Origin of the sequence: Mycoplasma ovis str. Michigan, from assembly GCF_000508245.1 — a bacterium.
Lineage (GTDB): Bacteria > Bacillota_I > Bacilli_A > Mycoplasmatales > Mycoplasmoidaceae > Eperythrozoon_A > Eperythrozoon_A ovis.
Genome location: NC_023062.1, coordinates 209,393 through 230,786, shown reverse-complemented (window position 1 = coordinate 230,786; position 21,394 = coordinate 209,393). Strand labels below are relative to the sequence as shown.

The following is a 21,394-nucleotide window of genomic DNA, read 5'->3' as shown; positions in this document are numbered from 1 at the left end:
TTAATTACTAAATGGAACAAGATCAAATAAAAAAATTCAAAGAAATAATAAAAAACCAAGAGGAGGCTTATTACAAAGGAGAAGAGACTATTTCTGATGAACTCTATGACTTCAAACTAAGAAAACTAAAGGCATTAGGAGTAGATACAGATAATTTACCAATTGGAAAAGTTCACTCAGAAAAATCCAATCTTAAATATCCGCACTCATTTCCAATGCTTTCACTAGATAACGCATTTAATGAAACTGAACTCCATAGATTCTTTGATAATCACTTAAAAGAATTAAAAATTTCTGAAAAACTAGAGTATTTCATAGAGCCCAAAGTTGATGGGGTTAGCATTAGTCTTCATTACAAAAATGGTGAATTGATCCAAGCTCTTAGTAGGGGGAATGGAAATATGGGAGAAAGTTTAATTGAACACATAAGGCAAATTAATTCAATTCCTAAACGTATTGATTATCCCTCTGAATTATTAGTCAGAGGAGAAATATTTATTAGTGATTCAGATTTCAAGGAAATTCAGTCTAATACTTCAGAGTCACAAAGACAATTTTTAAGTTCTAGGAATTATGTGGCAGGGGCTTTAAGACTTAAAGAAACTCAATTAATTAGATACAAAAAACTTTCTTTTTGTGCCTATCAAGTGTTATTTCCTGATAGTGATCGATCTTTGACAAATCAATCTGATGCCATAGAGCTATTTAGATCATTGGGAATTCCGACTCATCAAGAATCATTTACATTAATTAGTTCTGATATTTCCAAAATATGAGATTTTCTAAGAGACTTTAGGGAGAGGAGAAGAAAAATAGAACTTCCTAATGATGGTTTGGTTATTAAGCTAAACCAAACTAGATATTACTCACAAATAGGTAGTACATCGAAATTTCCAAAATGAGCAATAGCCTACAAATATCCTAGCTTAATTAAGGAAACTACTTTGGAAAAAATAGAGGTGACAGTAGGTAGGAGTGGAAGAATTACATACTTAGGTAAATTAACACCTGTATTCATCAACGGAAGTTGGATAAATTATGTATCACTTCATAATTTTGAAAATATTAAAAAACTGAACTTAAGGGAGGGAATTAAAGTTCAGGTTTACAAATCTGGTGAGGTGATTCCGCAGATTCTTGGAAGAGTTGATGAAGAAGATTCAAATTACCAAAATAATGAATTTCAATTAATTGAATATTGTCCTTGTTGCAATACTCATTTGGTTTTTAAAGGGGGAAATAAATTACAGTATTGCGTTAATCCAAATTGTGAGCGAAAAGAAATTTGCAAGATTTGTCATTTCTGTTCTAAGGCTGGACTTGATATTGAAGGTCTTTCAGAGATGACTATTACTAAATTATTTAAGGAGGGGATTCTGAAAAACATCTTGGATATCTATTCTTTGTGACAACACAAAGAAAGAATTTTTCAAATTGAAAACTTAAACATTAAAGACAAGTCATTTAATAACCTAATTACTTCTATTGAAAAAAGCAAGAAAGTTACCCCAAATCAGCTTTTATCTGGATTGGGAATTGAACATTTAGGACCTGAAGTAGTTAAGTTGCTTTTAGAGAAATTTCAATCTATAGAAAAAATATTTGAAGCTTCCGGAGAAGAAATTCAGTCAATTATTGGAATAGGTCCAAAAGTTTCGGCCTCACTTAAAGATTGAATATCTAGAGAAGAAAATGTTTTTATTCTCTCAGAACTAAAAAAAATAGGTTTTAAATTTGAAGCAATATCTTCTTCAAAAAATGAGAATCACTTAAAAAATCAAAACCATTATCTTTACGGAAAAAGTGTATTAATTACAGGAAGTTTTAGCATTAGTAGGGAAAAATTGAAAGAGAAGCTCGCAGAAAAATATAACTTGAAATTCAAGTCTAGTTTTTCCAGTGAAATTAATTATTTATTGGCTGGAGAAAGTCCAGGATCTAAACTTCAAACGGCAATTCAAAATAATATTCCCGTAATTTACAGTTCAGAAGTGGAAAGTCTCCTGTCTCTCTAATCTAGATTATTTGCATTGACAAAAACAATTTTTTGTCTACTTAAAGATGCAAATAATTTAGACCTAACACAAACTTATTCCCTTTTAGGTTGAATTAGATCGGTTCAAAAATTCAATTCAATTGGTTTCATCTCTCTAAATGATGGGAGTAACTTAAATGGAATTCAATTGATTTTTTCTCCCGAAATAATTCAAGAAAAAGATTTAAGCCTCGGAGATGCTATTCAAGTAACTGGTTATCTGCAAAAATCCAAGGGAAAAGAACAAGAATGAGAATTCAGGATTCAGGAATTAGAAATTCTCAAAAAAAGTACTAAAAAATATCCATTAATCCCTAAGCAACTTTCTCTGGATTTCCTGAGAACTCAACAATTAGTTAGACATAGAACTTCAATCTTTCAAGCTGTATTTGAGATAAGGAGAGAATTAGTTCAATCAATTCATACCTATCTATATGAACATAAATTTTTTCCTTGTTTTGCACCAATCTTAAGTACTAACTCTTGTGAAGGGGGTGCTGAACTTTTCAAATTAAATTCTGATGGTTCAGAATTTTTTAAAAAAGAGGAGGTTCTTCTGAGTGTTAGTGGTCAATTCTATTGTGAAACTATCTCCAATGGTTTGGGGAAAAGTTATTCTTTTGGGCCAACTTTTAGATCGGAAAAATCTAATAGTAGTTCTCACTTAGCTGAATTTTGAATGCTTGAGTTAGAAATGGCTTTTGCAAATCTAACTCAATTAATCGAATTTATATATAAATTCTTTATTTACCTTATTCAACAAGTATTAAAAAACTGCAGAAATTGCTTGAAAGAATTGTCTGTTAGATTATTTCAAGAAGAAAACACTCTTATTGAAAAGTTAGAGAACATCTCCTCAGAAAAATATATGACTCTTAGTTATTCTGAAGCGTTAAATATTCTTGGTGCAACTAAAAAATTGTCTTGGGGATATGAATTGAGCAAAGAAGATGAGAACTTCCTGCTCGAAAAATTAAATACCAAAGTTTTATTTATAACCAAATATCCAACAGAACAAAAACCTTTCTATATGAAAAATTCCGAGGATGGAAAAGTTACACATTCATTTGATATGTTAGTTTGGGGGATTGGGGAGTTAGCTGGGGGATCAGAGAGGGAAGATAATCTAGAAGTTCTAAACCAAAAAATTAAGGAACAGAATCTTAAAGCTGATGAGCTGGAATGGTACCTGCAACTTAGGGAGTTTGGTTATGCTTCTTCAGCTGGATTTGGATTAGGGTTTGAAAGACTCTTAATGTTCTTTACTGGTTTAAAAAATATTAAAGATGTTTCTATATTTCCAAGATCTTATTCCCAACTATCTATTTAAGCTTGGCAAGAGCAACATTCAGTTGGTTGTAGATTTTTAGTTCTCACATAATAAAGTGACTTAAGTCCCTTGTGATGAGCATATAGATACAACTTAGCCAAATCTCTAGTTGTTGAGTTGTTAGTCACATAAAGAACGGTTGAGATTCCCTGATCAACATGCTCTTGAATAACTGCAGATAAATCTATTAATTTCTTTTGATCTAAAAGATAAGCAGATTTGTATAGGTGATAATTGTCTTTACTTAAAAATGGCATTGGAAAATAAGTAATAGAACTTCCATACATTCTGGTTTCAATTGGAGAGATTATAGGTTGAATAGAAGCTGTTGCCCCTTGCAAATAACTAATGCTTTGAGTTGGTGCAATAGCTAATCTGTAAGCATTGTAAAGACCATTCTTTTTAACAAAATCTTTCAAATTAACTCAATCTTCTTGTGTTGGTAACTTCATATTTTTAAAAATTTCTATTACTTTTGGACTCTTAGGTAAGTAAGAATTAGAAATATATTTTTCAAAATAAGCACCTGTATAGTAATCTGTGTTTTCAAATTCTTTGAAACTAATTTTTCTCTCCTGAGCTAATTTTGAGCTCGCTAATAAAGAATAGTAATTCAAGGCTGCGAAAAATACATTAGCAATTTCTAAAGTTTCGGGAGCATCATATTCTAAGCCATTTTTCAATAAAAGTCCAGTAAAGTTCAATACTCCAAGACCTACAGACCTAAACTCTTCATTAGCTTTTCTAATGCTGGGAGCATTAGTGATTGAAGTTAAGTCACTAACTGCACTTAAAGCTCTCATAGAAAGGTCAGTTATCTCCTCTAAATTTCCATTCTCAAAGACATTAACTAAATTAAGAGAAGCTAGATTACAAGAAACATCATTTCTTATGATGTCTCCTAAACCATAGTCTCCTATAGTAGAACTCTCTTGATTTTGGAAAATCTCTGTACAAAGATTGCTCATTTTGATTTTTCCTATATTTTTTAGTGGATTCTTTTTATTGGCATTATCTATAAAAATCACATATGGATATCCAGATTCAAATTGAACTTGAGCTATCTTAGTTAAAATCGCTCTGGCAGATAACTCCTTTTTTAAGAGAGACTCATCGTTAGCTAAAATATCGTACCAATAATTGAAATCTAAATCTGGCAAAGACAATCTATATTTTTGATAAACAGTATTCGGCTCAAAAATAAAGAAATTCTTATTTTCAGTAGCTAGTTGCAAAAATTTATCAGGAACAATTAAACCAATTGACAATGTCTGAATTCTAGATTTCTCATCTGCATTAATTTTTTTGCAGTCTATGAAGTCAATTAAGTCATAGTGAAAAATATTTAGATACACAGCTCCACTCCCTCTTCTCATGCCCAGTTGGTCCGCATAATCAAATACATTCTCAAGTATTTTTAAAACTGGCAAAATCCCAGATGCTGTACTGTCAATTTGCTTAATTGATGCCCCTCGCCCCCTTAACTTACTTAAATTAATGGCAACTCCCCCTCCTATCTTTGATAGTTGCATTGAGGTGGAAATAATATAGTTAATTGAATTAATAGAGTCTTCGGCTTCCAAAAGGAAGCAAGAAACTAACATTCCTGATCTTTTTTTCCCCGCATTTGAGAAAGTTGGTGTTGCGGGTTGATAAATTTGTCTAATAATTAAATTTGCTATTTTCTGAGCTAATTTAAAGTCTCCATTTCCCAAAAACAATGAAGTAACAATAACTCTATCCTCGTAACTTTCCAAAATGTACTTACCACAGTTACTTTTAAGTACAAAACTTTCAAAGAATTTAGAAATGGATATATAACTTCTTCATTGAAAACCTACTCCATAAACTTCTTCTGTTAATTGATTAATTTCTTCCTCACTATATTTCTCTATTAATTGAGGTAAATAGTATTCAGTATCAATTAATCACTTAATTCTTTCGTAACCTCTTTTTTTATGGGAATATTTTTCTTGTTCAGAGATATATTTTTGATACTCTTGGATTGCAAGAATATCTTTGTTTAAGCAAAAAAAACCATCTTCACTCTGAAGAGTTACTTGATTATTAAAAATTAGTGAGTTGTAGTAAGAAGGGTTAGTAATTTTTTGAGATTTATTAATCACCGATGAAATTTATTTAGTGAAGATTTAGTTTTTGCAATAATTCTCTGAATTCTGAGATTAATTGATTATTTCCGCAAAGATCAAATTTTTTTAATATGGGAACTCCGTATTTTTGGCTAATTAAATTTACAGCATTGCAAAAATTTTTTCCAAAATTAATATTTCCGCTCCCAGCCACCCCTATTAATAAATTGTGATTTTTAGAAAGAAAATCTTCTACGATGGAAGGAACCTGTCCATAGCCATCTGTGTAGGTGAAAATTACAAATTTCTTATTCGCTTTTTCTTCCCCTGAAAGTAATTTGTTTACGTTTTTAAATCCTAATTTGGAGACTATTTGTTCGACTTTTCCTGTTCTACTGGCATATCAAAGTTCTATCAAAAAACTTTAAATTTTTATTTGTCTGTATTAAATTTTGAAAGATTACTAAGTTAATTTATTCGAAAAGTAAACTAAATTTTATTCCCGAATTTAGTTCAATTAGAAAATCTTAAAAATACTTTAATTCAGGTATGAATAAGTCTTTCGATCTTAGTTCTATCGATTGTTGAGAGGGTGTTAATTGGAATGAAATTAGTTGCAAATTTAACAAAGAATTTTGAGATCAAAATGTAAGACAATTTTGAGTTGATGAGGAAATTCCCTTAAGTGGTGATAAGTTAATTTGGCAATCTAAGTTATCTAAAGAGGAAAAAGAAGTATACATCAAAGTTTTGGGCTCTTTAACTCTTTTGGACACACATCAAGGTGCAATAGGTATGAACAGAATATGTCTGGCCGTGCCAGACCTTCCAACTAAAGCTGTTCTTCAATTTATGGGAATGATGGAACAAATGCATGCCAAAAGTTATTCTTCTATCTTTTGTACTCTGTTAAGTACTGAAGAAATTAATGAATTATTTGAGTGAGTGAAAAAAGAGCCTACTCTACAAAAAAAGATCAGTATTGTTGTTTCATACTATGAAAACATTAAGGATACTAAAAGTCTTTATTTGGCAATGGTTGCTTCGGTATTTTTGGAATCCTTCTTGTTTTATTCTGGATTTTTTTATATGCTGTTTCTCTCTTCTCAAGGGTTAATGATTAACAGTGGAGAAATAATCAACTTAATCATTAGAGATGAAGCTATTCATGGACTATATGTTGGGAATTTAGCATCAAAACTTTTTCAAACTTTTAGTTCTGAGGAACAAGCTCAATTGCGAAAAGAAGTAGATAAGTTGTTGGAGGACTTAATGGCTAATGAAATTGAGTACACTAAAAAAATTTATAGGTCACTTAATTTGATTGATGAAGTTCTCAAGTTTCTTCAATACAATGCCAATAAGGCATTACAAAACTTGGATTTAGAGAACAAATATGAAGTTACTGAAAGAGACATTAATCCAATGATTTTTAACGGATTAAATACTTCCACAAAAAATCATGATTTCTTTTCAACTAAGGGTAATGGTTACATAAAAACTACTCAAGTTGAGATGATTCAAGACGAAGATTTTCTTTTTTAACGTTTTAGGTTATGGGAGAGGCGAGTTAATTTTTCTCAAGTTTGTAGCCAAAACAGTATTAAAAAACTGTGTCTCTTGCAACCAAAGTGTTATTAGGATTTCTTGGTTTAGGCGGTGTTGGAACTACGCCTCTTATATGAGTCAGTCCAGCTCCTCCGCCTCCGCCTTATATCCCGCCAGAAGGATATAAACTTTGTCATCGCTTAACAACTGGAATCAAGAATTATAAAGTTGCTTTATATATTTGCTCGAGAAACGATGGAACTGATAAACCATCATTTTTCAAGAAAAAAGAATCCAAAGAGACTATTGAAAAAACAAAGAATAATAAGGATCAATGGAATCAAGTGACAAATATCGCAAGACTTTCTTATACTGATTGGGAGTTAAGCTTCAAAGACGGAGTTAAAGAGAAGTTGAAATGACCTCCTTACTGAACAAGAATTTCTTGAGATATGAAACCTGAGGAACATTGTCTACTTAAAAATAAGAAATCTGCATCAGGTTATGATGAATTAACCTGCAGAAAAGATAATAAAGTGGTTTTAACTCAATCAGTCTATCTTTAAAAATGTGTCTTTAATGAAGGGGATTTTGAAATTCTTTTAGATAGTAGAATTCATTTTTATTGTTCCACTTTAGTTAACTCTTTCAAAATAAAAATGAAAAATTAATAATTAAAGAATTAAGGATTTTAAACATAATAGATCTAAAAATACATGCTCCTTGAATTGAAGTTATGGGCCCAGAGTCAACTTAAAATTAGTTTTTAATTGGGTAATGTCTATTTCAGGAAGAGCTCTACAGGGCTTTGCAGGTCTAGTGGCTGTTGCCACAACTCCTTTAGCTATATTTAGTACACAAAAATCATCAGTAGAAATTCAGAGTTATCAAAACAATCTAACTGTTGCGGGGGGGGCAAAGATCAGCAGACTCAACAACAAGTGATACAAGAAATGGAAAAAATATTGGAAAAAGATGTTAAAAAAACAGAAGATCAAGGAAAACATGGATATTTTGCATTAGAGGGATTAGACAAACATGTCTTATTTGTCTTCATGCAAGAGAAATCCTTAAATACTCCTGTTTTCTTCTACTACGATTGAAAGGGTAAAACTATTTCCGAAAGAATCCATAAAGTTGAAAAAATAACCTACCAAAATTGACGAGATGTTACATTGAGTCTCAAAGGCGGAACACCAAAGAAATTGCCAACTGTTGCGCCAAATTGAATGAGAAAGTTAACAAAGGGCACAGAGTTTATTCCGCAAACACATTGCAACATAACTAAAAAAGACAGTTCTGCTGAAGAATATACATTAACTTGTCAAGTTTCTGGACAATCATGAACACAAAACGTTAAAAAAGATCAAATAACTTTTTCAGAAAAAACTTCTAAAGCAAAAAAATAATTTAACTGTCTAGGCTTTAAAGACTAAATTAACTTCTGCAATATTAATTAGGTTTTTTCAAAAGATAACCAAAGGTCAGTTATATTAACCAATTAACTAAAAATCTTAAAAACTTCGATAATTTAATAGTTTGTGGCTATAGCTATACTGTTCATTCTTGGGAGCAAACAGATGTCACAAAAAGAAAAATAGAAAACAAGTTACGGCCATAACAATAAAAAATGCGAAAAAAGATAGTTGAAAGTTGTAAGAAATTGATAAAGAATTATCACCATCGCTTACGCCATTAGCTTTCTTTCCTCAATATCAATTAGAGAATGCTCCATAAGCTGAAGGTTGGTTAGGATCTATGGAAAAATATATATTACCTAAAAGTTGTATCATTCAATAAATTTTGTACCTAAATCAAGCTGTTTTTCTTGAAATTGTTCATCTAGAACTTTTATTTTTATTTGAAAATCTGTAAATCAATAACCTTAGAAAAGTTAATGGTGTAACTACATGATTTCAAATATTTCAAAAAATTAAAGGAGCAGTTGGAGTGATTAATGATTGATACAACTGTTCCAAATTTAAAAAAGCTGGCAATAAAACAAAAAAGAAAATAACTGCAGATGTAAATAATAAGGTGGCGACAAGAATAAAAAGATAGTTAGAGTAAAAAATTAATAATTTTGGATTCCATAAATATAAAAAGGCTAATAGAAAGGCATAAAAATTAGATTGTCAAGTTATTTGTCTTATTATTAATAAGACTTTTTTGACTGACATTTCGTAGTATAAATCAACTACTGTTCCTGCTAAGAAAACTAATCCGGTAAAAAGTACTAACTTATAGGGATTAAGCTTTTTTAAATTGGCAAAAAAGTAATTATTGAAGGGGGTTGCATTTAATTTTTTAGTTATTCTCAAATTCTGTATTGCCCCCCCGAAAACAATCAACCAAAAATTAATTACTTAACGATTGAATAAAAACTTTCTGAAAAATATTAACTTATCGAAAAATAGCAAAAATTATGAATATTGCTATTCCAATTGATATTAAAGCTGTAAGTCAAATTTTGTATAGAGCTCTCGCTCCTTTTTTATCTGTTACTTTTCGATATAAATATGAATCGACTCTATATTTTTTGAATAAAGGAAAAAACTTTTTTAACTTGTCCTCTATATAAAGAATTAAAACATCTTTTTGTTTCTGTAATGTCCGCACTTACATACTCTATGTAATCTAACGTGTTCTGCACATTTTGAGCACTTAGAGAGTGGAGCTAAGGAATGGATGCCGAGATGAGAGTTTCTCATTCCCTTTCTAGATTTAGAAACTCTCCTAGGAGAAACTGCCATACTCTACGATAATGCGATTTTAAATTTTTTGAAAACTAATGAGCCCAATCCAGCAATTACTCCTGCGCCGGCTCCAGCACTGCTAATAGCTATTGGAAGAACCATACTGGAACCATTTTCATCACTACCAAAATTTGATGATCTTCTCGCTGAAGATCAATCAGAAGAGTAATACTTGATAGGTGTTCTTCTATTTCCTACCAATAAATCTTCTGAATCATCAAAAGTTTTATTTTTATTTCATTTGAATCTTGCTTTTCCAGTAAATACAACGCCTTCATAAACTTTTTCTGTTGTGTGTACTTTTTTTGTTCCTTGATGTCCATTGTATTCAGCTTCGATTTCTAGTTCATTATTATCTTCAAAAACTTTTCTGAAGGTGAAATCAGAAAGATTCAGTCCTACTTCATTTTTTCCTCTATCTGAAATATCGAACAATTTTTGATAATTTGAATAGTGTACTGACTTATCCAATACAACATTTTCTTTCTTAACTAAATAATCACTTGACCCGCCTTGAACCAATATTTCAGTACCTCTGTAATAATCTATTCAATCAGATATATCCTTATCTCTAGCATTTTTAGGTTGTAATACATACTTTTCTGTACCATTAAACAAATCCTTTTCTTTTAGTTGTAATTTCATTTTGTTTCAGAAATAACTGCCTATCTTGTGAGAGTTTTGCTGACTTACAATTTCTTCAATCGAAGTTACACTATCCTTTCTAGTGTACTGTTCTTGGTCAAAGGTTGGAAGTTTAAGTAGATTTGATAACTCTAATTTTTTAGTTTTCCCCTCTATGAAATCGTAATATTCTAGAGTTGCAGAATTGCTATAGTCAATTCCTGAAAGCTTAACTTTCAATAAATTGACTCATTCTTTTGGAAGATGTATTAATTTAACATTAGGGTTTCCTGCATTTCTACTTATTAAATAGAAGAACTTATACAAATCCTCTTTCTTTCTTAACTCTGAATAGTACATACTCTTTAGTTCTTCTTGATCTAGTAATAAGCCGTGAATCAAGCTAAATCTGGATTCCACTATAGATAAATTCACCTTATAACTGAATTCTTTTTTATTTCCCAGAGAATTTAATTTGATATTTGAGTTTTCCGAATAAACTTGAAGTTCAAAGTTAGAAAAAGATCCTAAATTTGTTCTTCTCAATACTGTGTCTTCTTCAAATGAAAATTTGTTCCCCTTAAGAACATCTTTTATAGTGAATTTTTGTTCATAATCTTTAGCTTTATATTTGAACTTCAACTTGAAACTTAGTTGTGTACTTATTTTCAGGAAGCTTTTAACATCCTTGACTTTTTTGTAATCTATATAGAAAGAAAGTTCAAACTTTCTCTTACCTAATGGCGCTCTTGCTGTTCTAGAAGCTTCATGAGATAACTTAATTTCTGGAACAAATACATTGTCATAATCTACAAATCACAAGCTTCTTTCTTCATTGTCTTTATTTACTCGATATTTAGAAGGCTTGTCTAAACTTCAATCTCCTAAAGAATAGAAATAAGTGTGAGTATTTCAATAAGCTGGATAATCATACTTGTAGCCAACAAATCCGGAGGAATAAATTCTTCTATTTTGGTGTTGTTTGAAAAGAGAGCCGAAATCCAATAAATTGATTTTTCCGCATTGAGAATCAAATCCTTCGGACATTCTTTTTCTTGAAACTTTCAATTCATCATCCCCGCTTTCTTCGAGTTGACTGCAAGTTTTATTTTTCCCTCTGTCATAGTGATATAAGTCACTTCATTGAACTGAATTAGCTTTTAGGTTTCCATATTCCACTTTTTGAATAACATTGTTAGATTTACCTAACTCTCCATTCTTTCAATAACCAGAGAATAGTGAAATAACAGGGCTCATCAAAAATGATTGATCCAATTCAATTATTTTTTTATGCATCTCAAAAGAGCCCTTAACACTTTGAGGTAGATTCAAATTCAATATGCTTCTCAAACTATGAGAAGATGCTCCTCCGCTTATTCAGTTCACATTAAAAGAATCTTTTTTCTGAGGATACTTATAAACTGAGGCCATTAAATAGTGATAATTCTTTGAATGGACTAAGTTGTTTAATCAGTGCTTTTTATAAATCCCTCCTTGATTTACTTTTTTGGCATCATAACTTTTCTTGTCAAAGACTAATACTGTCTTGTCATAGTGATATTTATCTAGATATTTCCATTCAGAAATTCTGTGATAATACTTGTCGTAAATTATTAAATTGACAGGAATTAATAATTCGTTTTTAGTCGGAGAAATTAATTTTTTAGGAGCATCAATTCAGTCCTTATATATCCCCGAATAGTGCTTGTTTTTGGTTTGGTTTTCTGCAACAATCTTGTTGTAATCCAATAAAAGATCTCCTGTAGGTCTGCCTGTTGCTAAAAGGACTGATTGAAGTCCATATAAAGCTTTTAGACTCATGTTTTACGAAATAATTTTTTTGATCCCTCATTAAGTTAATTACTTCTCCTCGCAAAAATAGCATAAAAAGTTTTATTTTTGAGGTAATTAATTGGATCTTTTAGTTCTTTTTCGCCAAGAGAGAGAAACCTTTTGACCACTTCAATAATCGAAACATTAAGTTGATCCAAAGTTTCTTTTTCTTCGAAAGTTAACTCCCCCATCACATAATCCCTGATTACTAAACTTCTGTTGATTTTGGGCCTAATTCCTACTTTTAACTTGAGACATTCTGAAAGTGGAAATGATAACTCTACATTTCTAACTCCCAAATGTTTTATTTTGTTTTCCTTCCTTTTGAGTAACTTGTATTTACCCATTTCAATATCCAGTTCATCATAGATCAATAAAACATTTTCAAAGTTAAGTTTCAAGTACCTTAATGTTTTTTTTAAGGCTTCTCCTGAACTATTCATATATTCATAAGGTTTGCAGAGAATAAAAGAATTCCCTTTTCAAGAATTATTCTGAGAAACTAAAGATCCTCCGACTAACCCAAATGGGGAACACCCCAATTGGGAATGTATTTGATCTAAGACTTGGAATCCAACGTTATGTCTAGTATTCTCATATTCTCTAGTTGGATTTCCTAATCCTACTATTATTTTCAACTGAAAGAGTAAAGTCTGACAAGCTATATTTAAATTTAATTTCGGTCTGAATAGTAGATAACTTTAGGCATTTGTCTAAAGTTTCTAAATTTTCTTGTAAAGATCTTTTAATTTTTCCCTCTGGTAATTTACTCAATGAGGATACAAGCCTTTCTTTGGTTTGATATTCCTTAACTAATTTATTTGCATTTTTTTCGCCTATTCCAGGTATTCCCGAGTAGTTATCGCTGGAATCTCCAGATAAAGCCTTAAATAAAGGTATTTGCAAAGGCAAAAGCCCTTCATTAAGTTCTGCAAAATTCATATGATTATTCACCTCCAGCTGAAAAGAGCTTTTCACCCTAAACATGGAAATTAAATAATCAACTAATTGAAGTAGGTCTTTGTCGGTGGAAACAATATCCACTCTGTAGTCCGCTTTAGCTAACTGCTTAGAGACTGTCCCAATTAAATCATCTGCCTCAAATCCCTTGGGGGCGAAGGCATAGTTTATGCCTATTGCTTTTGATTTTTCAAGAATTTCAGGAAATCAATCTAACAATTCTTGAGGCATTGGAGGCCTTTGATCTTTATAGCTAGGAAGAATTTCTGTTCTAAAACTTTTTCTATCAATATCAAAGGCTAACAGTCCAAAAATATATTTGTTTAAGTTGATTAACTTTCTCAATTGATAAGAAAATAAGCTAAAAAAATTCTCCCTTAACTTTTCGGAACTTAAATTATTTTCTTTAGTATTCACAGAGTGAAAACATCGATGTATCATAGAACTTCCATCTATGATTAAGGCTCTCTTAATCAATGTTTAAATTGGCAAATTAAAAACTCTTAGATCAATTCTTAAATTTTCATTCTGGTGTTTTTTAAATTCATCTATTTCCTCTTTAGTGAAAGATGTTTTTAAGGAACTTGTTTGTTGAGTAAATCCAAAAAGCCACTCATCTTTTAAAGAATCTAAATTATAGTGCAGAAAAAGTTGCGACTCTTCTAACTTAAATATTTTCCTAAATCAATTGAAATAATTTAAGGACAGAATTTCACTTTGAGAAAAACCTTCATCCAGAAGTAGAAAAATAATTTCTTTTAAATTTTTTCTCTTTATTTCTTGATTAGTTTTGGTTAAAAAATTTTTAAGTCTATGACAAAATTCGGAATTAATGTTTTTTAAAACGTTAAATCCTATTTGAAAAATTTTTTGGTCTTGGTAAAAATTCCCCAAATATTCTACTTTAGTGGATAAATGTGGTATCTCCAATTGATATCCTACTTTAATTAATTCCTTTAGAAATTGATCAGTTATTCCCTCCTTTTCTACAAGAGTTAAAAAAAACTCTTCACTGAAATTGGCCTTTAAATATGCCGCCTGATAAGCTGATAGTGCATAGCCAATTGCGTGTGCCTTATTGAAGCTATACTCCCCAAAAGATTTAATAAATTCTCATATTTGAATGTGTTCTATCTTGGAATAAGAAGAATTTTTAGATATAAGACTTAAAAATTCTTCCTTAAGTATCTCTAGCTTAGATATGTCTTTCTTTTGTAAAGCCACTCTATATTTATCCGTTTGATAGAGGGGAATATTTAGAACAATAGAAATAATGGACATTATTTGCTCTTGATAAAGTATTATTCCCCTAGTTTCAGAGAGAATCTCATTAACTTTGGCTCCAAAAGATAATTTTTGGTTGGGACTATAAGTTAAAAATTTTCCAATATGTTTATTAATTCCAGGCCTTATGACTGAAATCAATTGTGCTAAATCTGAAATTGATTTGGGCTTAAATTGATTCAAAGATCTTTTCAGCATTGCATTTTCTAAGTGAAAAAGATAATAAGTAGCTCCGGAAGCTATCAACTCATAAGTTTTTGAATCAGTGAGATTTATTTCAGAAGTCTTTAACTTTATATCCCTATTTTTGTGTATCTTTTTGAGAATTGCAGAAATGAAATCTAAATAGGGGGAAGAAAGAATGTCAAACTTTTGAAGATGAAAGTAAGAAGATAAATTGTATTCCAGATAGGCGACTGGAAAGGAGAGTACAAATTCATCGGAAATATGTAATAAAGGGGGAACATTGGAGTTTATGGGAATTAAAGAAGAGGGGTGAGGTTGATAAAGATAAGGCAAATTAACTAATTTGTTCAACAGTTTCTTATTAGAAGAATCTTGATAATTAGTAATCACTTTAGATAAAGTGTGACTAATTAAGTTGATATTTTTTATCTTCTTTTGAATTAGAGGGATTACAAAGTTTTCTCTCCCGAAGTATTGTCCCAAATAATCTAATAATTCCTGTTTTCTAAGACTTTCAATGTCTAAGTCCAAATCGGGAACTCTTTCGGAAGATATATTTAAGAATCTATCCAACAATAATCCATATTTCAAAGGATCTACTTGGGTAATTCCCAATAAAAAAATAATTAAGCTACTTGCAGCTGAACCCCTTCCTGCACTAGTTAATATTTCTTTTTCTTTGATGTATTGAAGTAACTTGAAGAAAATGAATAGATAATTTCAATATTTTTTGAGATCAAATAGTTCTATTTCTATCTCAAATCTTTTAAGATATTGAGTTTGATTCTCAATATTCTTAAGATATTCAGATAATCTACACTTACAAAAATGAATTATTTCCTCTCTATTATCCTCTTGTGAATCTAAATTATTTGTTTGACTTATCGGATAATACTCACAACTTTTAAGTATCTTCAGAAGATTTCTAACTCAATTTCTGTGAGTATTTGGAGAATAATCTTCTTGAATTAAGAAATTATTCCTTAAGTAGGAATTAAGTTCTAATTCCTGATCAAAAGAAGATTCATTCTTAATTGCATTAACTAGCGCAAAAGATTCATAATCCGATTTATTTAAGAAGAGATTTTCTCTTATATAAATTCCATTTTCCAAATCAGAATTAGCTAAATAATATTCTTGGTCTCCTCATGGCAAATGTTGGGTTTGACCGGAAATAAATATTTTGACAATATTCTCTCAATCTGATGGTTCAATATGTCTTTGGTGAGTGAAACTAACTAAAGATTTATAACCCTTGAAATTCTTGGGAATTAAAAGTCACTCTGAAGAATTATTTCAGATGTAATGGAGGGATAAAACAGGTATTAAATTGTTTTTGCTTGCGAGTGAGTGAAAAGAAGGGAAGTGTTTTATATGTTGTGATTCAGAAAATACAGAATGTTTGTGTTTATTAGTTAAGCTAAACCCAGCAATTTCATCTATTGAAATAGTTGACTCGAAAACAGAATTACTAGATCTAACGAAAAGTTGGGGAAGTTTTAATCCCCTTATTTTTAAAAACTAACCCTTAAGGTATGGAAAAGAAATTACTTCTTTAATAGATTTGCTGTCCAAGATCAACATCATCAATCTATCAAGCCCTATTCCCACTCCTCCAGTTGGGGGTAACCCATATTCTAGGGCTGAAAGGTAATCGTAGTCCAACTTAAGTTCAAATTCTGATTCAGAATTGATTTGTTTTTTAAATTGCTCTTCTTGTATGGCTGGATCATTTTGTTCTTCAAATCCATTTGCAATTTCTTTTCCTTCAATATACAACTCAAATCTTCTGGAAAAAAAATTATTTGAATTGTCTTTTTTTGCCAATGGCGAGCATTCAGAACTAAATCCATATACCAACGTAGGGTTTTTTAATTCTTCTGAAGCAAGTTCCTCAAAAAATTTTTCATATATTCTAGACAAGCTTTGTTTGTCTTTTTCATTTAGTTCTATACCTAGTTCATTTGATTTTTGTATAGCCTGCAACAGTGTTGGAGGATTATTGTAAAAATCAAATCCTGTTTTTTCCTTAACCAATTCTCACATAGGTTTACGATCAAACTTTTTAAATAAATGTTTTCTTTCTGGAGTTAGAAATTTATCAAATAAATTGATAATTATTTTCTCAGTGAGATCCATAGTTTCATCGAGACCTAAATAAGTACTATAGATTTCTATAGAACTAAATTCAGGATTATGAAAATTATCTATTCCTTCATTTCTAAAAGACTTACCTATTTCATAAATGTGTGTTCACCCTGAAATTATTAGTTTTTTCAAATACAGTTCAGGAGCAATTCTTAAATAAAGATCTTCTTTTAAAGTATTATGGTGAGTTTTAAATGGTCTTGCAGAGGCTCCTCCGGGGATTTTGTGTAAAGTTGGAGTCTCGAATTCTAAGTAACCTAAATGATCTAAATATCTTCTAAGTTCACTAATAATTTGAGCTCTTAGGCTCAACTTATTAAAAAGTTCTTCATTAAGTATTAAATTACCTACTCTGTTTCTGATTGCCAACTCAGGATTTTGTATTCCAGATCATTTTTCTGGCAAAGGCTTTAATGATTTAGAAATTATTTTTAATTGTTGAGCTTTTAGAGAAAGAGTTCCCTTGTGAGTTACAAATAATGTTCCAAATGCATATACATAATCTCCTATATCTATATATTTCTCAAAATAACTGTGTATATTTTGAGAATTTTCTTCTTTTAAATTTATATAAATTTGTATCTTCCTATTATTTTCCTTAATTACAAAGAAGGGGCCTCTAATGGCAATAACTCTTCCACATAAAGATAATTGTTGATCTAAATACTTATCTGATAAATCTGTAACCTCTTTTATTGAGTGACTAGGAACTAAATTTTCAGATGAATAAGCATCTTCTCCAATGGCTTTAAGTTCCTCTAATTTCTTTCTTCTAACTTCTTCTTGATCGTTGATCTTTCTTTTAGTGTTTTGATCTTCTTGCAAATCTTAGACTATCTTTCTTATCGTCTCATCAATTAATTAGGAGGGGATTAAATGCTATCTCTTTTCACGATCAAAAAGATTTTATTTTTTGGAACCTTGGGGGGTGGAATCCTCGGTCCAATTATTGCAACTTCTCCAATAGTTAGAGAATTTGCTTGAAGTTCAGATATCTCCCCACTAAAGGAGGGAATTACTAACTGAAATCTTGTAGATATATATGAAGGGGAGAGCATTCCCTCCTTCTTTAAAAGAGTCTTGATGTACAAGGAAGGACAAGAAGGTTTAGTTGAATCTTTCTCTCAAGAACTTTCAAAACAATGATATTTCTCTCAGCCCGAAATTTGAACTTCTCATCAACGAGAAGAATGGAAAAAATTACAAGAAAAACAATTTAAAGATGCATGAGAACATCTAAAACCCAAAAATCCTCAAAGAGATTTTTGAGATAACTATTGAGGGTCAAGGGAAAGCATGCTTTCTTTTTGACTAAGACACAATAGTCATAAATTAGTTAAGTCTTTTCTTACAGAAGTGGACAAAAATGATTTTTCTCTAAATAGTTCTTTCCAAAAAAATCAAGAATATAAAAATGGAAATTTATCTGGTTTATTTACTAACAATTCTTCGAACACTGATGAGCTGGAGAAAAAAACAACAGATTGAGAAAAAATTGGATTCTTTCCCTCTAAATCTGCATTAAAGTTGCAGGACAATAAATGAGAGAAATTTATTTGAGGAAAATATCAATTTCTAAATTGAAGTTACAGAAAATGATTTGATACAAATCTTCCTACATATTTTTGAAAAATTAGTTGATTCTATGACAAAAAATCAAATGCCAAAAAATTAGAAGGGAAATATAAAAAAGACCAATTAAAAAATAATTTCCCTAACAAAGCTAATTATTTCTTTCCTATTTTTTCTGAAAAGACAAATAAGAAATTTCAGGAGTTTATTAAGAAAATTGCTAATGATGGAGCACCTAATGGAGGTGGTGGTGGTCAAGATTTAAAGCTAGAAGAATATTTTGTTGAAGGTTGAAATGGAGAGCAAGCCTCCACATCCACTCTACTTGATATTCTTAATTCTTTTGGCAACGTCTCTCCAGAATATGCATCAGCCGCTTCCTATCTAACCAGCAAAATATTTGAAACTAATGGAAATGGGGCTGTCGGGGGCAATTCTCCAATCAACAAACTTGAATTAAAAAAGGAAAAAGAAGGAAATGGGAATCCTAAAGATCCCACTGAAGTATTTCTTTCAGAAAATGGCACAGGGGGAAAAGACTCCAATAATCATTCAATTTCTTTTGAATCTGAAATTCTAGTTGAGTCAGAGGCACAAAAGAAAAAACACATATATGACGCAAGAGAAACCAATTCTAATTGACTATTCTTCAGAGATGAACAAGGAGTGCATGCCTTGGCTTTAGATGGACATAAGTATTTAAAACAAGGTCAACCACAACCCGCAAGTAATGAAAATAATGCAAAAGATAAATTATTCAATTGATTCAATTTCAGAAATCTTCAATCTAAGGGAGTAAGTAAGAATTGATCTACTAATAAAAAGTTTCTTTCTTTAACGGAAAAAGAAGATTGATTTACTAGATTTTTCAATTATTTAACTAGTAACTTTGATTGATTATTATCCGAATACTACATCAAAGAAGGAGACAAAAGTCTCTTATTTGATGAGTTGAAAAATAAAAGTTATTTTGATAATTTCAAAGATTCATTGAGTCAAATATTTTCTTTAAGGGGTAACGATGAATTGAATTCCAAACTCTTTAACTTAAGAAAGAACATTATTGAAAGATATAGTTCTAGAGATTGGACTACTAGTGGCAATAATGGCGCAAAAGAGATTAAGGTGGCGAAAGAACAAGGATTGGCCGCTCCTTTTCCCTATGAGATCAACCTAGATGACAAAAAAGATGGAAGATTCCCGAAACAAGAAAAAGTATTTAATGAATTTTTAAAACAGGCAAGTAGTGCCTCTCTTGTTGCAGTTAAAGGAAGTGCGCCACCCTCACCTCCAACATACCAAGAATCTGAATATTCGAAAATATTTGCAACTTATTTTCAGTCCGTTAACACATTAATAGATGACAAAAAAATTGACTTAAAGATTAGATCTGATGGTTTTGATTTTCAAAATAGTCAAAGATTATTCGTTGTTGATTCAATTTTTGACTATTTATTAGACAAGTTATTTGCTAATAAAGGTTTATTGAATCACAGAGTCAAAGAAAAAAGATTATTAGAAGGTAGTTTATTTAGTGGTAATGGTTTATTGCAAGAAAGTAAAGGTACCTCGGAAGAGAAACTTCCATGAGTTGCGCCCATTAACTATGAGAACAAGATTAATGAAATTCTAAAAACTGGATTTACATTAACTGCCGGAGGGGGAGCTCCTCCGGCTACAACATCAACAGCCTGAGAATGTAAAGGGGTTATGTTTGATCAGGAAAAAATTAAAGAAAATCTTAGATCTTTGCTAAATTCCCTCTTAAAAAGTTATTTCTTCAGAACTTATTTAAGAGGTCTTAAAGATAATTATTTTGGTTTTCTTGCTGACTACCCTGAAGGGAAGCCTAAAACAACTCAAGATGGAGTGCAAGTTAGTGGGGGAACTACAAGATTTTCTTTCTTAGTAAATGATTTATTTGAAAAATGAAGACAGTCTTACCTAGCGGATGTAAGGGAAAGAGATAAATTTTTAGATTTTTTAATTTCTCTTAATTTCCTTACTAAGAAGAACTTTGAAAAACTAAAGGAGATTTTGAGGGGAGACATGTCTTCAAACACTAAGTATCACTATTTATTCTTTGAATCTGTTTCTGGCAATGAAGAACAAAAGAAACAAGAGCAACAAAGTCATACAGATGGGATTCATCCTTTCTTAAGTAACGGAAAAAAAGAAGACAATAATAAAATTTCCTTTGAGAATCGTTCTAAGGCTAGAACATATATCCGAGAAAACTGAAAGCCTAAGGGGGAATTAAAAAATATGAATGGAGGTTCCAGTAGTAGTGGAGCTGAATCATCCGCCCCTGGCGGTAAAAACGAGGCTATGTTTAAAGAATTATTAATTGAACAAACCGGATTACCAAATAAAAAAGAAAATCTTTTTAATTTCAAAGATCTTCGAGGATTATTGACAGCAATCAATAACACTACAAATTATTCAGATTTTGAAAAAATTGTCTCACTTCTATCTAAAATATCAGGAACAAATGTAAATGTTGATTTTTACAGATCTGACAAGATATACATCACAAATAGTAAAGAAAAAAAGATATATCTAGAAGAAAAAAAGAAATTATTAATTTATCAGTTGTTACATACTGATAAAAATAATTTTTATAGTTCTAATACTTTTGAAACAAGTGTAGAAAACGATATCTTTAAACAAACATTTGAAAAATTCGTTGGTGAATTAACAACAACACCTACAGTTGTTTCAGTTTCCGCTCCAGCTAATGGGAATGTTAAAAATCACTTAAAAGCAGACCATTTCAAGAGAGGAATGGAAAAAACTGAAGGGGGTTATTTCATTCAAGTTTCTTACCAAGACTTTGAAAGTGATGTAAGTCTTTGTGCTTTCTTCAATTTACTTCCAATGGAATTATTGTCTGAATTCATAATGGATCAAGCAGATAAACCTTTAAATAAAGAAAAAGCTCAAAGTGACTTCTTTGAAGCAATACGTAAGTTAAAGCCAAGAGACATGAAATTCAAAAATCATATAGATTCAAAATATATAGAGTAGT

General features: G+C 30.7%; 17 protein-coding genes. 7 read left to right on the top strand and 10 right to left on the bottom strand.

The window, feature by feature from the left end:
• The first annotated feature begins 11 nt into the window (after nucleotides 1-11).
• Together ligA and asnS are read left to right on the top strand one after the other, a co-directional pair.
• Nucleotides 12-2,015: an NAD-dependent DNA ligase LigA gene (gene ligA, locus MR07_RS01290; protein WP_024071063.1), complete on the top strand. Its 2,004-nt coding sequence runs from the start codon at nucleotides 12-14 to the stop codon at nucleotides 2,013-2,015.
• A gap of 15 nt (nucleotides 2,016-2,030) precedes the next feature.
• Entirely contained in the window at nucleotides 2,031-3,365 is a 1,335-nt protein-coding gene (asnS, locus tag MR07_RS01285; RefSeq protein WP_024071062.1) for an asparagine--tRNA ligase, read from the top strand.
• Here the strand turns inward: asnS and nrdE are convergent.
• The gene (nrdE, locus tag MR07_RS01280; RefSeq protein WP_024071061.1) at nucleotides 3,362-5,491 is read right to left on the bottom strand and encodes a class 1b ribonucleoside-diphosphate reductase subunit alpha; all 2,130 of its coding nucleotides are present in this window, start codon (nucleotides 5,489-5,491) and stop codon (nucleotides 3,362-3,364) included. The two genes, asnS and nrdE, sit on opposite strands and share 4 nt — an antisense overlap.
• Before the next feature lie 13 nt (nucleotides 5,492-5,504).
• Nucleotides 5,505-5,873: a class Ib ribonucleoside-diphosphate reductase assembly flavoprotein NrdI gene (nrdI, locus tag MR07_RS01275; protein WP_084289617.1), complete on the bottom strand. Its 369-nt coding sequence runs from the start codon at nucleotides 5,871-5,873 to the stop codon at nucleotides 5,505-5,507.
• A gap of 131 nt (nucleotides 5,874-6,004) precedes the next feature.
• Here nrdI and nrdF point away from each other — a divergent pair, with 131 nt between their 5' ends.
• The 4 genes from nrdF (at nucleotide 6,005) to MR07_RS01255 (ending at nucleotide 8,412) form a co-directional block, all read left to right on the top strand.
• Nucleotides 6,005-7,000 (top strand): class 1b ribonucleoside-diphosphate reductase subunit beta, encoded by a 996-nt coding sequence (gene nrdF / locus MR07_RS01270; protein ID WP_024071059.1) that lies wholly within the window; start codon nucleotides 6,005-6,007, stop codon nucleotides 6,998-7,000.
• 68 nt (nucleotides 7,001-7,068) lie between these two features.
• A complete protein-coding gene (locus MR07_RS01265; RefSeq protein WP_024071058.1) occupies nucleotides 7,069-7,569 on the top strand; it encodes a hypothetical protein in 501 nt (166 codons plus the stop codon).
• Nucleotides 7,570-7,780: 211 nt separating this feature from the next.
• Entirely contained in the window at nucleotides 7,781-8,026 is a 246-nt protein-coding gene (locus tag MR07_RS01260) for a hypothetical protein (RefSeq protein ID WP_144079546.1), read from the top strand.
• Complete coding sequence (locus tag MR07_RS01255) at nucleotides 7,957-8,412, top strand: hypothetical protein (protein ID WP_158432903.1); 456 nt, start codon at nucleotides 7,957-7,959, stop codon at nucleotides 8,410-8,412. The genes MR07_RS01260 and MR07_RS01255 overlap by 70 nt, the downstream gene beginning before the upstream one ends.
• 105 nt (nucleotides 8,413-8,517) lie before the next feature.
• Here MR07_RS01255 and MR07_RS01250 read toward each other — a convergent pair whose 3' ends face one another.
• The 8 genes from MR07_RS01250 to lysS all read right to left on the bottom strand — a co-directional run bounded on the left by MR07_RS01250 (nucleotide 8,518) and on the right by lysS (nucleotide 17,619).
• Nucleotides 8,518-9,354 carry a hypothetical protein gene (locus tag MR07_RS01250; protein WP_075047534.1) on the bottom strand — a complete coding sequence of 279 codons (837 nt, stop codon included), beginning with the start codon at nucleotides 9,352-9,354 and terminating at the stop codon, nucleotides 8,518-8,520.
• A 52-nt stretch (nucleotides 9,355-9,406) separates the two neighbouring features.
• Nucleotides 9,407-9,622, bottom strand: coding sequence for a hypothetical protein (locus MR07_RS04260; RefSeq protein WP_043901162.1), 216 nt, complete (start codon nucleotides 9,620-9,622; stop codon nucleotides 9,407-9,409).
• Nucleotides 9,589-9,714: a 50S ribosomal protein L32 gene (gene rpmF / locus MR07_RS04090; RefSeq protein WP_235062746.1), complete on the bottom strand. Its 126-nt coding sequence runs from the start codon at nucleotides 9,712-9,714 to the stop codon at nucleotides 9,589-9,591. The genes MR07_RS04260 and rpmF overlap by 34 nt, the downstream gene beginning before the upstream one ends.
• Before the next feature lie 45 nt (nucleotides 9,715-9,759).
• A complete protein-coding gene (locus MR07_RS01240) occupies nucleotides 9,760-12,204 on the bottom strand; it encodes a hypothetical protein (protein ID WP_024071054.1) in 2,445 nt (814 codons plus the stop codon).
• 35 nt (nucleotides 12,205-12,239) lie between these two features.
• Complete coding sequence (gene pth, locus MR07_RS01235; protein WP_024071053.1) at nucleotides 12,240-12,854, bottom strand: aminoacyl-tRNA hydrolase; 615 nt, start codon at nucleotides 12,852-12,854, stop codon at nucleotides 12,240-12,242.
• A complete protein-coding gene (locus tag MR07_RS01230; protein ID WP_024071052.1) occupies nucleotides 12,820-13,653 on the bottom strand; it encodes a 5'-3' exonuclease in 834 nt (277 codons plus the stop codon). Before MR07_RS01230 ends, pth begins: the two co-directional genes overlap by 35 nt.
• 3 nt (nucleotides 13,654-13,656) lie before the next feature.
• Entirely contained in the window at nucleotides 13,657-15,801 is a 2,145-nt protein-coding gene (locus MR07_RS01225) for a DNA polymerase III subunit alpha (protein ID WP_084289615.1), read from the bottom strand.
• A gap of 366 nt (nucleotides 15,802-16,167) precedes the next feature.
• A complete protein-coding gene (lysS, locus tag MR07_RS01220; protein WP_024071049.1) occupies nucleotides 16,168-17,619 on the bottom strand; it encodes a lysine--tRNA ligase in 1,452 nt (483 codons plus the stop codon).
• A 51-nt stretch (nucleotides 17,620-17,670) separates the two neighbouring features.
• On the opposite strand from lysS, the gene MR07_RS01215 reads away from it, so the two are divergent.
• A complete protein-coding gene (locus MR07_RS01215) occupies nucleotides 17,671-21,393 on the top strand; it encodes a DUF3713 domain-containing protein (RefSeq protein WP_024071048.1) in 3,723 nt (1,240 codons plus the stop codon).
• Nucleotide 21,394: the final 1 nt, after the last annotated feature.